The sequence below is a fragment of the Microbacterium sp. ZOR0019 genome (assembly GCF_000800925.1).
Lineage (GTDB): Bacteria > Actinomycetota > Actinomycetes > Actinomycetales > Microbacteriaceae > Microbacterium > Microbacterium aurugineum.
Map to the genome: position 1 here is coordinate 1 of NZ_JRKC01000068.1, position 13,441 is coordinate 13,441.

Here is a 13,441-nt window from a genome sequence, read left to right on the forward strand (position 1 = left end):
CACGCAGGTCGTGATCGCGGCGGGTGGACTCCACGCCATCATCACGGAGCGTCGCAAGCCGTTCCATCACCTCTCCGACTTCCGGATGCTGGGCCTCGAGCCGACGACCGCGGACATCGTGGTGGTGAAGATCGGCTATCTCGAACCCGAGCTGTACGAACTCGCCGCGGGCTGGACTCTCGCGTTGACTCCCGGAGGTGTCGACCAGGACCTCCTCCGTCTCGGTCACCACCGTCTACGCCCCGGTGTCTACCCCTTCGACCCCGACGGAAACCCCGACCTGAAAGCCGTGGTCGTCCGCCGCGGCGTCGCAGAGGAGCCGACCGCATGATGAACTTCGAGAAGCGCACCGGGCCGGACCTCGGCGCGGATGCTCCGACGTACCCGACGCAGAGCGTGCCCGACTGGTACCGCGACGCGAAGCTCGGCATCTTCGTGCACTGGGGGCTCTACTCGGTGCCGGCGTGGGCCGTGCAGCACGGCGAGGGCGTGAACATCCCGACCGAGGACGCGTACGCCTGGCATCAGTATGCCGAGTGGTACGGCAACACCGTGCGGATCGCGGGGAGTCCGACCTGGGAGCGTCATCAGCAGCTGTTCGGGCCGGGGACCTCCTACGAGGACCTCGCCGATCGGTGGGACGCCGAGGCGTTCGACGCGGATGCCTTCGTCGGCGAGCTCGTCGGCGCAGGGGCCAGGTACATCATCCCGACCACGAAGCACCACGAGGGCTTCTGTCTGTGGGGCACCGAGACCACCGGCTTCAACGCGGTCGCACGCGGGCCGCGCCGTGACCTGATCTCCGAGTTCCACGATGCCACCCGGCGCGCGGGCGCGAAGTTCGGCGTGTACTACTCGGGCGCGCTCGACTGGCATGTGAGCGACTTCCCGCCGATCGAGTCCGACACCGATCTGTTCCGTTTCCGCCGCAACGACGCCCATTTCGCGCGGTACTCGGCAGCTCAGCTCGAGGAGTTGGTCACGCGCTTCTCACCCGACGTGCTGTGGAACGACATCGAGTGGCCCGACGGCGGCAAGGGGCGCGACGAGTATGCGGTCGCCGCGCTGCTGGAGCGATACTTCGAGGCCGTTCCGGATGGCGTCGTCAACGACCGGTGGGGTGTGCCGTATCACGGCTTCCTCACGCGGGAGTACACGGACATCCCGGAGATCATCCCGGAGCCGTGGGAGTCGACTCGAGGCCTGGGCTACTCCTTCGGCTTCAACCAGGCGGAGGATGAGCGTCATTCGCTGTCGGGAGCCGCCTTGATCCGGCTGCTCGTCGACGTCGTCGCCAAGAACGGCAACCTGCTGATCAACGTGGGTCCCGCGGCCGACGGATCGATCCCGGAACTTCAGCGGCGCGCGATGCGCGAGCTGGGCGCGTGGCTCGAGACGAACGGCGAGGCGATCTACGGCACCCGTCCGTGGGTTCGAATGGGCGAGCGGACCGGAGCGCCGCGGCGGTACACGACCACGGGCGCGACCGTGCATGTGCATGCGCTCGACCCGAGCGTCGGCACGCTGGAGCTGCCTGCGGAGCTCCTGGGCTCCGACCTGCGTTGGGCCGACGGTTCCGTCGCCGAGCGATCCACGGACGACCGCACGGTCGCTGTGATCCCGGCCGGTCTGCGCGAGGAAGCTGTCGCCGTCCTGTCCGCTGGCTGAGACGGACCGGATCGCGACCACGCGAGGGCCCTCCCGATGTCGATTCGGGAGGGCCCTCGCTGTGTGCACCGGGTGTCAGGGCCGGGTGAGCTCCTCGAGGACTTCGATCACGTGGCGGTACGGCCGGCCGGTGGCGCGCGTCATCCCGATCTCGCAGGTGCGGTTCGCCGACACGAACGCGTCGAAGTCGCCGCGCGTGCTCTCGGCTTCGGCGATCTCCGCGGACTCCTGGGCGGTCGCGCTGGCCGTGAGCTCCGGGTGCAGCATGCCGCGGTCGCCCGCGAAGGCGCAGCAGCCCCATCCCTCGGGGACGAACACGTCGTCGGCGACGGCCGCGGCGATCGCGGTCAGTGCTCCGGTCGCGCCGAGCGCGGTCGTGGAACAAGTCGGATGCACGGCCACCGTGGGGAGCTTGGCCGGCACCGAGACCTTCGGCAGCACCTCGCGTGCCACGAACGTCGTGGCGTCCTCGATCCGCAGGCCTGCGTAGCGCGGGTTCTTCGCGACCGACTGCGCGAGCATCACGTCCAGGCCCTCAGTGCACGACGCCGCGTCGCACACCACCGGAAGCTCCCCGTGCCTGCTGGCTTCCCACAGCGACTCCAGCACCCGGTCCGACATCAGGGCGTAACCGTCCAGGTGACCCTTCGACTTCCACGGTGTGCCGCAGCACAGGCCTCCGTTCTCCTCCGGGATCACGACGGCGATTCCCGCACGGTCCAGCAGGGCGCGGAGTGCGTCTCGAGAGCCCTCGCCGTCGCCTTCCGCGCCGAACATCGTCCCGATGCAGGCACCGAAGAAGACGGCCTGCGCGTCGGCCGGGGACTCCGGGCGCGGCGGCTTCGAACCACCGTGCGGGAGCCCGCCGTCGTACAGAGGCACGGTGTCGGCACCGAGGACGGCGCGGCCGAGATGCGTCACCCCGCGCACGAGCGGCGCAGGGAGGGCATCGGCGACGGTGAGCGCGACTCCGCCGGCGCGCGTGACCGTGCCCCAGTGCTTGGCTGCGGTGCCCCATACCGCGCCTTCGACGGAGTGCGACTGCTCCGCTCGAAGCCGACGTACGAGATCACCGGTGTTGATGTCGACCGGGCAGGCCACGCCGCACATGCCGTCGACCGCGCAGGTCTGGACGCCGTCGTAGTCGTAGTCCTTCTGCAGATCGCGCAGCAGCTCGGTGTCGCCCTGCTCCTCGGCCCACGCCATGTCGCGGCGGATCACGATGCGCTGGCGTGGAGTGAGCGTGATGCTCTTGCTCGGGCAGGTCGGTTCGCAGTAGCCGCACTCGACGCAGCGGTCGACCTCGTTCTCGACCGTCGGCACCCGCTTGAGGTCGTGCAGGTACGAGTCAGGGTCATCGGAGAGGACGACTCCGGGATTCAGGATGCCGTCGGGGTCGAACAGCGCCTTGATCTCCCACATCATGTCGGTGAGCTCATCGCCGTATTGGCGACGCACGAACGGCGCCATGATGCGACCGGTGCCGTGTTCGGCCTTGAGCGATCCCTGCTGCGCCAGGACGAGTTCGACCAGGTCGTCCGTGAACCGCCGATAGCGCGCGACGCTGTCGGGGTCGTCGAACCGTTCGTTGAGGAGGAAGTGGACGTTGCCGTCCTTGGCGTGCCCGAAGATGACCGAGCCTTCGTAGCCGTGCTCGGCGAACAGCTCGATCAGGCGTTCGCAGGTGGCGAGGAGCCGGGGGACGGGTACCACGATGTCTTCCAGCAGCGCCGTCGTACCGGACGGGCGCGCACCGGCGACCGCGGTGTAGAGCCCCTTGCGCACATGCCACAGAGCGGCGCGCTCACTCGCATCCGTGGTGAGGCGTGGGGGCACGGCCAGCGGGAGCTGCTCGAAGTGCGACTGCGCCTTCGTGCTCGCCGCGGTGAGAGCGTCCGCGTCGGCGGCATGGACCTCGACCAGGAGAGCGGCGTGACCCTGGACCTCGATCTCGGCGATCGCAGAGGGGACATCGCTCAGTCCCTGAGCGACCCGCAGGGAGGCGGCGTCCAGGAGCTCGATGGTGGCCAGACCGAGCCGGGTCAGGTCGGGGAGCGCCGTCATCGCCGCCGAAAGCGTCTCGAACACGAGAAGTCCCGTCGCGATCGACGGTCGCACTTCGATCGTGCGGAATCGAGCCTCCGCGACGAACGCGAGCGTGCCCTCGGACCCGATGATGAGATGCTCCAGGATGCGCACCGGGTCGTCGAAGTCCAGCAGCGCGTTGAGCCCGTAGCCCATGGTGTTCTTCATCGAGAACTGCTGGCGGAGGAAGGCGACGTGCTCGGGGGCGGCGAGCAGGCGTGCTCTCAGGTCGAGCAGGCCCCTGACGATCTCGGGCTCCGCCGCGCGCAGCACCTCGCCCGCATCCGGGCGCCCGGTGTCGAGGATCGTCCCGCTCGGGAGCACGACGGTCATCGACTCGATCGTCTGATACGAGTTCTCGGTGATCCCGCAGGCCATTCCGCTGGAGTTGTTCGCGACGACTCCACCGATCGTGCACGCGATCTCGCTCGCGGGGTCGGGGCCGAGCTTGCGACGGTAGCGTGACAGGCGTGTGTTGACCTGACGTACGGTGGCACCCGGGCCCACCCGCACCGAGGCCCCGTCGTCCTCCACCCGGATGTCTCGGAAGTTGCTGCGCGTGTCGACGAGGATGTCGCCGCTCACGCTCTGCCCCGAGAGGCTGGTGCCTCCGGACCGGAACGTCATCGTGCGCTCGGCAGCGCGGACTGCTCCGAAGGCGCGTGCCACGCCCTCGGCGTCTGCAGGGGAGAGGACGGCATCCGGGATGAGCAGATAGTGGGACGCGTCGTGGGCTCGTGCGAAGCGGTCGATGGAGCGGGAATGGACCTGCGTCCGGGAACCCAGCAGTGCGGTGTCCAGGGGTTCGGCGAGGGTGGTCGGCACGGTGCTCCTCTGCTCCGTCGAAGGATTGTCAGACAAGTGTACCGATACGTGGATGCTTCGATAGGCTGACCCGCATGACCACCGCTTCGGACGCGACGCTGGGGATCGTCGGCGTCGTGGATGCCGTCACCGCTCAGTTGCGCGGCCGTATCCTCCGTGCCGAGATCCGTTCCGGGGATCCGATCACGGAAGCGGCTGTGTCGCAGTCCTTCGGCGTGGCCCGTCCCAGCGCGAAGGCGGCGATCGAGCAGCTCGTCGCGAGCGGACTCCTGGTGCGCACGGCGCATCGCAGCGCGCGCGTCGTCGGGATCGATTCTGCGACGGTGCGGGATGTCTATCGCACCAGGACGCGGCTCGAGAGCGCCGCCCTTCGCGACCTCGCGGTGACGCGGACGGTGCCACGCGCGGCTGTCGAGGCGAACGCGGAGCTCCTCGCGATGCCGCCGGGGCCGGACCCGGCGACCGTCGCGCCCGACCTGCGATTCCACACCGCTCTCATCGAGGCGCTCGACAGTGAACGCACCGCTCGGATGTACCGCAGCGTCCTCGACGAAGTGCGCTTGTGCATGGCGCAGGTGCAGGGTCGACGATTGCTCGACGCGGCGGCGATCGCGGCGCAGCACAGCGACATCCTGGCTGCGGTCGCCTCGGGAGACGGGGAGCGAGCAGCAGTCCTCCTCGACGCTCACCTGTCATCGGCCGAGGAGCGGCTGGTGGAGGCGCTCGACGCGGACTAGCGTCGCGCCCGTCGTCACTCCGCCGGCGCTTCCTCCACGACGATCGGCGCCTCGGAGGGATCGGTCCATTCCGGGGCGGGGAGCACGGTGTCGGTCTGGCCGGCCTGGATCGCGCGCAGTGCCTCGGTGATCTCCTCGTCGTTCTCGGGAACGGGGAGCCCGCACGCCCGCAGCTCGGACGTGAACTGGAGCGTCAGCCGGATCTTCCCCGCTTCGACCGCCTGCGCCGTCGTGCCTGTGCGGATCTCGCTCCCGGTCTGGATCGCCGACACCTCATCGCACACGTGGTACACCTTGCCGCCATCGACCCAGACGACCTCGTCCTTGCCGAGGAGCAGGATCACGGCGGACTGGTCGGCCGTGTACTGCTCGACGGACGGCGGATCGAAGTCGACGCCGATGAACACGGCCAGGGCTGCGAGAGCCACGCCGACGATGCCGGCCGTGGTCTTCTGTCCCTTGTCCATGTCCTTGTTCAGGAAGATCAGGATGACCAAGGGCAGGAACGCCACCACCGCGATGATCGCGCCGAGCTGGTTCTGCACGAAGAAGCGCGTCTTGTCGGACTTGCGTGCGGGGTCGAGGCGGTTCGCCTTCTTCCACAGCACCGATCCGGTGATGGACAGCGCCGCGATGACGACCAGCAGCACCAGCAGGGCGATGAACGCCCACTGCGGGAACGTCGCGGTGACGCCCTGTTCCTCCAACAGGCCGGTGTCGGGATCGCGGAGCAGAGTGCCGTCCTCGCCGACGAACTCGCGCTGGCGGAGGAGCCAGAAGATGCCGACGCCCTCGCCGATGATCGCGACCGCCCAGAGGACCGCGGCGATCCACCGGAGGCGTGTGGCCCTGGCCTTCGCTTCCGCAGTGGGAGTCCAGCCGGAGGGCGGCTCCGGAGTCGCGTTCGTCGCGGACGGTTCGATCCGCGCGTCGGTGTCGTCACTCTCGGCCACGGTGCTCCCTTTCCCCTCCGATGCCCGCCGTTCCGGCTCAAGGCAACCCTGAGCATAGTGGACCGGGTGTCCTACGCTAGAGGGCATGACTTCCGACTCCGACGACGCCCTCACCTGGGATGGCGACGAGGCTTCCGCGCCGAAGGATCCCGCGTTGCCCCCTGGGTGGAACGCCGTCGGGAAAGGCAGTCGCGACGTCGGCACGATCGAGGGGGACGGAACGATCACTCCCGCCCCGTCGGATGAACAGGCCGGCCTGAGCACGCCGATGCTGCTGATCCTCGGCATCGTCGGCGGCGTGTATCTCCTCTACACGGTCGGATGGATCGTCGGCGGGCTGCGTCTGCGGCCACTGGCGTCGTTCCTGGTCGCCGATGCGATGTTCCTGCCCTGGTTCGTCCTGGCGATCGCTGCGCCGGCGCTCTGGTTCCTCGCGAGCTGGGTGCTGACCAGGGGGAGGGCTGCGTGGATCCGCGTCGCCGTGCTGCTCGCAGGAGTCGTCCTGCTGGTTCCCTGGCCCTTCGTCACCGTGGGGGTGGTCGGATCATGAGCGCATCCCCGACCACGGAGCCGGTGTCCGCCGGTTCGCCGCGCTGGCTCGTCGGCCTGGTCGTCGGCCTGGCCGGACTGTTCTACGCATACGCGGTGTGGAACGCCGTCGCGCATCTGATCACGATGGCGCAGACGGGACTGACCGCCGGCGGGTGGGCGACCTTGCTCTTCGGCGTCGCGTTCCCCGCGATCGTCTTCGTCTTCGCGTACCTGATCGGCCGTCGTCGGCGGGTGGGGGAGCTCCTCCTCGTCTTCCTGGCCGGACTCGGTGTCGTCGCGGTGTTCTGGATGAGCCTGATCGCGCTCAGCCTGACGATGCCGAGCGCCTGAGTCCCGGGCGTCACACGGCACGGAGCGCCCCGAGCCCTCGGGTAGAGTTGACGCGATCGCGCCCCCATGGTGTGCGGCGCATCGGCCCCTCCCGCCTGCCGCGCTGCCCCGAAGGATCCACTGTGCCGAAGCCCGTCGTGCTCATCGCCGAAGTTCTCTCTCCCGCCACGATCGAGGCCCTCGGCCCCGACTTCGACGTCCGCGACGTCGACGGTACCGATCGCGAGGCGCTCTTCGCGGCACTCGCCGACGCTGACGCCGTGCTGGTGCGTTCGGCGACGCGCATCGACGAGGAGGCGCTGGCGCACGCGCCGAAGCTCAAGGTCGTGGCCCGTGCGGGCGTCGGTCTCGACAACGTCGACATCAAGGCAGCCACCGCAGCGGGCGTCATGGTCGTGAACGCGCCGACGTCCAACATCGTCTCCGCGGCGGAACTCACGGTCGGCCACATCCTGAGCCTCGCCCGCCGTATCCCCGCCGCACATGCCTCGCTCTCCGGCGGCGCGTGGAAGCGCAGCTCCTTCACCGGAGCCGAGCTGTTCGAGAAGACGGTCGGCATCGTCGGCCTCGGCCGGATCGGCGCCCTCGTCGCCGCGCGCCTCGCGGCCTTCGACATGCGTGTCGTCGCCTACGACCCCTACGTCACGTCCGCCCGCGCGCAGCAGCTCGGCGTGCAGCTCCTCTCCCTCGACGAGCTCGTGGCCGAGTCGGACTTCCTGACGATCCACATGCCGAAGACGCCGGAGACCACCGGCATGATCGGTGCCGCGCAGTTCCAGGCCATGAAGCCGACGGCGTTCGTGGTCAACGTCGCCCGCGGCGGACTGATCGATGAGGAAGCGCTCCACGCGGCGCTCGTCGCAGGAGAGATCGCCGGTGCCGGGCTCGATGTCTTCACGACCGAGCCTCCCGTGGAGGGCGGGACCGCGCGTCCGCTGCTCGACCTGCCCAACGTGGTCGTCACGCCGCACCTCGGCGCGAGCACCGAGGAGGCGCAGGAGAAGGCAGGCGTCTCGGTCGCCCGCTCGGTGCGTCTCGCCCTCGGCGGAGACCTGGTGCCGGACGCGGTGAACGTCGCGGGTGGCGTGATCGACCCGTACGTGCGCCCCGGCATCTCCTTGGTCGAGAAGCTCGGCCAGATCTTCGCCTCGCTGGCAACCTCGCCTCTCACGAGCCTCGACGTCGAGGTGCACGGCGAGCTCAACGACTACGACGTGAGCGTTCTCAAGCTCGCCGCGCTCAAGGGCGTGTTCACGAACATCGTGAGTGAGACCGTCTCGTACGTGAACGCCCCGCTCCTCGCCGAGCAGCGCGGGATCGCCGTGCGTCTGATCAAGGACGACGTGAGCGACGAGTACCGCAACGTCATCACGCTCGCGGGCGCACTGTCCGACGGGACCCAGCTGTCGGTCTCGGGAACGCTGACGGGGCCGAAGCAGACGGAGAAGCTGGTCGGGATCAACGATCACGCGCTCGAACTGCCGATCGAGCAGCACCACGTCGTGATGCTCTACACCGACCGCCCCGGCATCGTCGCGGTGTACGGGCAGAAGTTCGGCGAAGCAGGCATCAACATCGCCGGCATGCAGATCGCGCGTCAGGCGGCGGGCGCGCAGGCGCTCAGCGTGCTGACGCTCGACTCGCCGGTGTCGGAGGAGCTGCTCGAAGACGTGAGCGCCGCGATCGACGCCGACCTCTTCCGGCAGATCGAGATCACCGAGGTCTGATCACTCGACGCGACAGACGGGAGAGGGCGGGAGCGAGATGCTCCCGCCCTCTCCCGTCTGTCTGACCGTCAGGCCGTGGCTCGGAGCACCAGCGCGATCAGGTCCTTGAGCTCGTCGCTTCGGGGAACCAGGCGTTCGGGGCCGTGCACGTCGAGGGAGTTGTTGAAGTACAGGCCGTCGCTGACGAGCATCACGAGGTCGAGGCTCGCGTTGTCGCGCACGTGCGGACGGATCGTCTCAGCCCAACGTCGCCGTGTTTCGCGCAGCATGTCGGCCGCAGCGACCGAGCCGCCCTGCGCGAGCCTCGTCGTCGCGATCAGGACACGGTCGAGGGCGTCGTCTTCCATCACCGAGGTGCGCACGTAGTAGGCGACGGGCCCTTCCTCGGCTGCCGTCATCCGCTCGAGGTCCGCTGTCGTGAGGCGGTCGAGGCGCTCGACCAGGCCGATCTCCAACTCTTCCTTCGAGCCGAAGTGGTACAGCAGACCACCCTTGGAGACCCCTGCTGCCTTGGCGGTCGCGTCGAGGGTCGCGGCACGCTCGCCGTCTTCGATGAGGATCGCTTCGAAGGCGTCGAGCACCTTCTCGCGAGCGAGGGGAGGTCGGGGCATCGTGGGTCCTCTGCACAGGGGGAGCGGTCGGAATTCTGTTACTATACCAGCCGGACGGTTCACTAACCGTCGATCACGATCCTGAGAGGTGTTCCATGACCCGTACTGCGTCGATCCCGACGACAGAGACGGATGCTCCCCGTGTCGGAGCCCGTGGCTGGGCGGCGCTCGTCGTCCTCATGCTGCCGGTGCTTCTGGTGTCGGTGGACAACACGGTGCTGAGCTTCGCGCTCCCCGAGATCTCCATCGCGCTCGCGCCCACCGGTGCGGAGCAGCTGTGGATCATCGATGTGTACCCGCTGGTGCTCGCGGGACTCCTCGTCACGATGGGTACCCTGGGCGACCGGTTCGGACGTCGGAAGATGCTGCTGATCGGGGCGACCGGCTTCGCCGCCGTATCCGCACTCGCCGCCTTCGCGCCCACGGCCGGCTTGCTGATCGCCGCCCGTGCGCTCCTGGGCCTCTTCGGCGCCATGCTGATGCCGTCGACGCTCTCCCTCCTCCGCTCGATCTTCCGCAACCGTGATCAGCGCCGCATGGCGATCGCGGTCTGGGCATCGGCGTTCTCCGCCGGGTCGGCGTTGGGTCCGATTGTGGGCGGCATCCTGCTCGAGCATTTCGCCTGGGGATCGGTCTTCCTGATCGCCGTCCCGGTGCTCATCCCCCTGCTCATCGCCGCACCGCTGCTGGTGCCGGAGAGTCGCGATCCGAACCCGGGTCGCATCGACCTGATCAGCATCGCGCTGTCGATGGCGACCATGATCCCGGTGGTCTACGCGATCAAGTCCCTCGCGGTGGACGGCCCGAGCCTCACCGCCGGCGCCTGGGCTCTGCTCGGCTTCGGCATGGGCTACCTGTTCGTCCGTCGTCAGCTGCGGGTCAAGAGCCCGATGCTCGACATGGCGCTGTTCCGGCGCGGTTCCTTCTCCGGGGCGATCCTGGTGAACCTGCTCAGCGTGGTCGCACTGGTGGGCTTCCTGTACTTCGTGTCGCAGCACCTGCAGCTGGTCCTCGGCCTGTCGCCGATGATGGCCGGCATCGCACTGGTCCCCGGCATGCTCGCGATGATCGTGGCGGGGCTCTCCGTCGTGCCGGTGTCGCGCCGCGTGCCGCCGCACATCGTGGTCCCCGCCGGGCTCGCGTTCTCGGTGGCCGGCTACCTCATCGTGGCGTTCACGACGCATGAGCACGGCGTCCTTCCGCTCGTGGTGGCGTTCGTGGTGCTGGGCATCGGCATCGGCGCGGCGGAGACGATCTCCAACGAGCTGATCCTCTCGAGCGCTCCCGCGGCCAAGGCAGGCGCGGCGAGTGCGGTCTCGGAGACGGCGTACGAGCTCGGGGCGGTGCTCGGCACCGCGGTGCTCGGTGGCATCATCACGGCGTTCTACCGCGGCGCTCTCGTGCTTCCGGCAGGTCTGCCCGCCGATGTCGCCCACGCGGCGGAGGAGACCCTCGCCGGTGCCTACACCGCAGCGCAGGAGCTCCCGGCGCAGCTGGGGACGGCCCTGTGGGACGCGGCGGCCGACGCATTCGGTTCCGGTGTGACGGTGACGTCGCTGATCGGGGCCGGGCTCGTCGTGGTCGCCGGGGTGATCGCCGCCGTCACACTGCGCAAAGCCCCCTCGCACTGACCAGTACGCTGGGAGGATCGGCCCGCCCCGCCCTGCGGCAGGTCTGGGCCGGTCCATCCCCGTGCAGTGCGCAAGGAGTGTCATGTCGCGTGTCGTGAAGCTGGCCGTCATCCCCGGTGACGGCATCGGTCCCGAGGTCATCGCCGAGGCGGAGAAGGTGCTCGACGCCGTGACCGCGGCGAGCGACGTCGTGTTCGAGAAGACCCGCTTCTCGCTCGGCGCCGGCCGCTTCCTGGAGACCGGCGACACGCTCACCGATGACGACCTCGCCGCCATCGCCGCCCACGACGCGATCCTGCTGGGCGCCGTCGGCGGAACGCCGGGGGACCCGCGACTGAAAGACGCGAACATCGAGCGGGGACTCCTGCTCCGGTTGCGCTTCTCGCTCGACCACTACGTGAACCTGCGTCCCTCCAAGCTCTTCGTCGGAGCTCCCGGACCACTGGCCGCGCCGGGGGAGATCGACTTCGTCGTGGTCCGCGAGGGGACCGAGGGGCCGTACGTCGGCAACGGCGGGGCGATCCGCAAGGGCACCCCGCAGGAGGTCGCGAACGAGACCTCCGTGAACACCGCATTCGGTGTCGAGCGGGTCGTGCGCTACGCCTTCGAGCTCGCGGAGCGTCGCCGCAAGAAGCTCACGCTCGTCCACAAGACCAATGTGCTCGTCCACGCCGGAGCCATCTGGCAGCGCATCGTGAACGAGATCGCGGCCGAGCACCCCGAGGTCGCGGTCGACTACCTGCACGTCGACGCGGCCACGATCTTCCTGGTGACCGACCCCTCGCGCTTCGACGTCATCGTCACCGACAACCTGTTCGGCGACATCCTGACCGACCTCGCCGGAGCGGTCACGGGCGGCATCGGCCTCGCCGCCTCGGGCAACATCAATCCCGATGGCGCTTTCCCCTCGATGTTCGAGCCCGTGCACGGCTCCGCCCCCGACATCGCCGGTCAGCAGAAGGCCGACCCGACGGCGGCGATCCTCTCGATCGCGCTGCTGCTCGACCACCTCGGCCTCTCCACCGAATCCGCGCGGGTGAGCGCCGCGGTGGAGGCCGACATCGCCGCCCGCAGCGCGGCGCGCACGACCGCGGAGATCGGCTCTGCGATCACCGCACGACTCTGACCGCAGGCGTAGGCTGAACGGGCGCGAGGATGCGCCCACCCACGAGGAATGGATGATGAGATGACGACCATCGATGCCGAGGCGGCCGTGGCTCCCCTGGAGTTCGCCGTCACGAAGAACCTGACCGCCGCGTCGCCCGCACGGCTGGCCGAGGTGCTGGAGAACCCGGGCTTCGGCGTGGTCTTCACCGACCACATGGTCGACATCTGCTGGTCGGTCAAGGGCGGCTGGCACCGGCCCCGCGTGCAGCCGTACGGACCGATCCCGCTCGACCCCGCGGCGTCCGTCCTGCACTACGCACAGGAGATCTTCGAGGGCATCAAGGCCTACCGCCACGCCGACGGCTCGATCCACACGTTCCGCCCCGACCGCAATGCCGCGCGCCTGCAGGCCAGCGCCCGCCGCCTCGCGCTGCCCGAGCTTCCGACCGAGTACTTCATCCAGTCGCTGCGCGAGCTGATCGCGGTCGACGGTCGCTGGGTACCCAGCGGGGCCGACCAGAGCCTCTACCTGCGTCCGTTCATGTTCGCCAAGGAGGCCTTCCTCGGCGTCCGCGCCGCGCAGAAGGTCGCCTACTACGTCATCGCCAGCCCCGCGGGCGCCTATTTCTCCGGCGGTGTGAAGCCGGTGCGCATCTGGCTCTCGGAGGAGTACGCCCGCGCGGGCAAGGGCGGCACCGGCAAGGCCAAGACCGGCGGCAACTACGCGTCGAGCCTGCTCGCACAGAGCGAGGCGAGTGCTCAGGGCTGCGACCAGGTCGTGTTCCTGAACGAGAAGCGCGACGTCGAAGAGCTCGGTGGCATGAACGTGGTCTTCGTGTTCAAGGACGGCCGCGTCGTCACCCCCGAGTCGGACAGCATCCTCGAGGGCATCACCCGTGACTCGCTGCTGCAGCTCGCGGAGGACCGCGGGTACACGGTCGAGAAGCGTCCGATCTCGATCGACGAGTGGCGTGAAGGCGTGGCATCGGGCGACATCGTCGAGGTGTTCGCGTGCGGCACGGCCGCCGTCGTCACCCCGATCGGCGCGCTCGTGGGCGACGGCTTCGACGAGCCGCAGCCGCTGGGAGAACTCGCTCTCTCGTTGCGCGAAGAGCTGACCGACATCCAGTACGGACGCCGTGAGGACAAGCACGGCTGGCTCCTGCGCCTCGACGCCTGACGCCGGACACCCGACGCCGAGACCCCGCCCTCTCG

The 13,441-nt window shown here is 69.1% G+C and carries 12 protein-coding genes; 9 read left to right on the forward strand and 3 right to left on the reverse strand.

What is annotated here, in order from left to right:
* Both L978_RS13980 and L978_RS13985 read left to right on the forward strand, forming a co-directional pair.
* On the forward strand, nucleotides 1-331 hold a 331-nt coding region (locus L978_RS13980), incomplete at its 5' end, for an MlrC C-terminal domain-containing protein (RefSeq protein WP_047523915.1).
* The gene (locus tag L978_RS13985; RefSeq protein WP_047523916.1) at nucleotides 328-1,668 is read left to right on the forward strand and encodes an alpha-L-fucosidase; all 1,341 of its coding nucleotides are present in this window, start codon (nucleotides 328-330) and stop codon (nucleotides 1,666-1,668) included. The genes L978_RS13980 and L978_RS13985, both read left to right, overlap by 4 nt.
* 75 nt (nucleotides 1,669-1,743) lie before the next feature.
* Here the strand turns inward: L978_RS13985 and L978_RS13990 are convergent, their stop codons facing one another.
* The gene (locus L978_RS13990; RefSeq protein ID WP_047523917.1) at nucleotides 1,744-4,578 is read right to left on the reverse strand and encodes an FAD-binding and (Fe-S)-binding domain-containing protein; all 2,835 of its coding nucleotides are present in this window, start codon (nucleotides 4,576-4,578) and stop codon (nucleotides 1,744-1,746) included.
* Between the two features lie 74 nt (nucleotides 4,579-4,652).
* On the opposite strand from L978_RS13990, the gene L978_RS13995 reads away from it, so the two are divergent.
* Nucleotides 4,653-5,315: a GntR family transcriptional regulator gene (locus L978_RS13995; protein WP_047523918.1), complete on the forward strand. Its 663-nt coding sequence runs from the start codon at nucleotides 4,653-4,655 to the stop codon at nucleotides 5,313-5,315.
* A 14-nt stretch (nucleotides 5,316-5,329) separates the two neighbouring features.
* Here the strand turns inward: L978_RS13995 and L978_RS14000 are convergent, their stop codons facing one another.
* Nucleotides 5,330-6,268 (reverse strand): hypothetical protein, encoded by a 939-nt coding sequence (locus L978_RS14000; protein WP_047523919.1) that lies wholly within the window; start codon nucleotides 6,266-6,268, stop codon nucleotides 5,330-5,332.
* 85 nt (nucleotides 6,269-6,353) lie between these two features.
* Between L978_RS14000 and L978_RS14005 the strand changes: the two genes are divergently transcribed.
* From L978_RS14005 to serA, 3 genes are all read left to right on the forward strand, one after another.
* The gene (locus L978_RS14005) at nucleotides 6,354-6,818 is read left to right on the forward strand and encodes a hypothetical protein (RefSeq protein ID WP_047523920.1); all 465 of its coding nucleotides are present in this window, start codon (nucleotides 6,354-6,356) and stop codon (nucleotides 6,816-6,818) included.
* Entirely contained in the window at nucleotides 6,815-7,150 is a 336-nt protein-coding gene (locus tag L978_RS14010) for a hypothetical protein (RefSeq protein ID WP_047523921.1), read from the forward strand. Before L978_RS14005 ends, L978_RS14010 begins: the two co-directional genes overlap by 4 nt.
* 122 nt (nucleotides 7,151-7,272) lie before the next feature.
* Complete coding sequence (gene serA, locus L978_RS14015) at nucleotides 7,273-8,877, forward strand: phosphoglycerate dehydrogenase (RefSeq protein WP_047523922.1); 1,605 nt, start codon at nucleotides 7,273-7,275, stop codon at nucleotides 8,875-8,877.
* A gap of 68 nt (nucleotides 8,878-8,945) precedes the next feature.
* Here the strand turns inward: serA and L978_RS14020 are convergent, their stop codons facing one another.
* Nucleotides 8,946-9,488, reverse strand: coding sequence for a TetR/AcrR family transcriptional regulator (locus L978_RS14020; protein WP_047523923.1), 543 nt, complete (start codon nucleotides 9,486-9,488; stop codon nucleotides 8,946-8,948).
* A gap of 95 nt (nucleotides 9,489-9,583) precedes the next feature.
* Here L978_RS14020 and L978_RS14025 point away from each other — a divergent pair, with 95 nt between their 5' ends.
* The 3 genes from L978_RS14025 (at nucleotide 9,584) to L978_RS14035 (ending at nucleotide 13,406) form a co-directional block, all read left to right on the forward strand.
* On the forward strand, nucleotides 9,584-11,119 hold the full coding sequence (locus tag L978_RS14025) for an MFS transporter (protein WP_047523924.1): 1,536 nt from the start codon (nucleotides 9,584-9,586) through the stop codon (nucleotides 11,117-11,119).
* Nucleotides 11,120-11,201: 82 nt separating this feature from the next.
* Complete coding sequence (locus L978_RS14030) at nucleotides 11,202-12,245, forward strand: 3-isopropylmalate dehydrogenase (RefSeq protein WP_047523925.1); 1,044 nt, start codon at nucleotides 11,202-11,204, stop codon at nucleotides 12,243-12,245.
* 60 nt (nucleotides 12,246-12,305) lie between these two features.
* Complete coding sequence (locus L978_RS14035) at nucleotides 12,306-13,406, forward strand: branched-chain amino acid aminotransferase (protein WP_047523960.1); 1,101 nt, start codon at nucleotides 12,306-12,308, stop codon at nucleotides 13,404-13,406.
* Nucleotides 13,407-13,441: the final 35 nt, after the last annotated feature.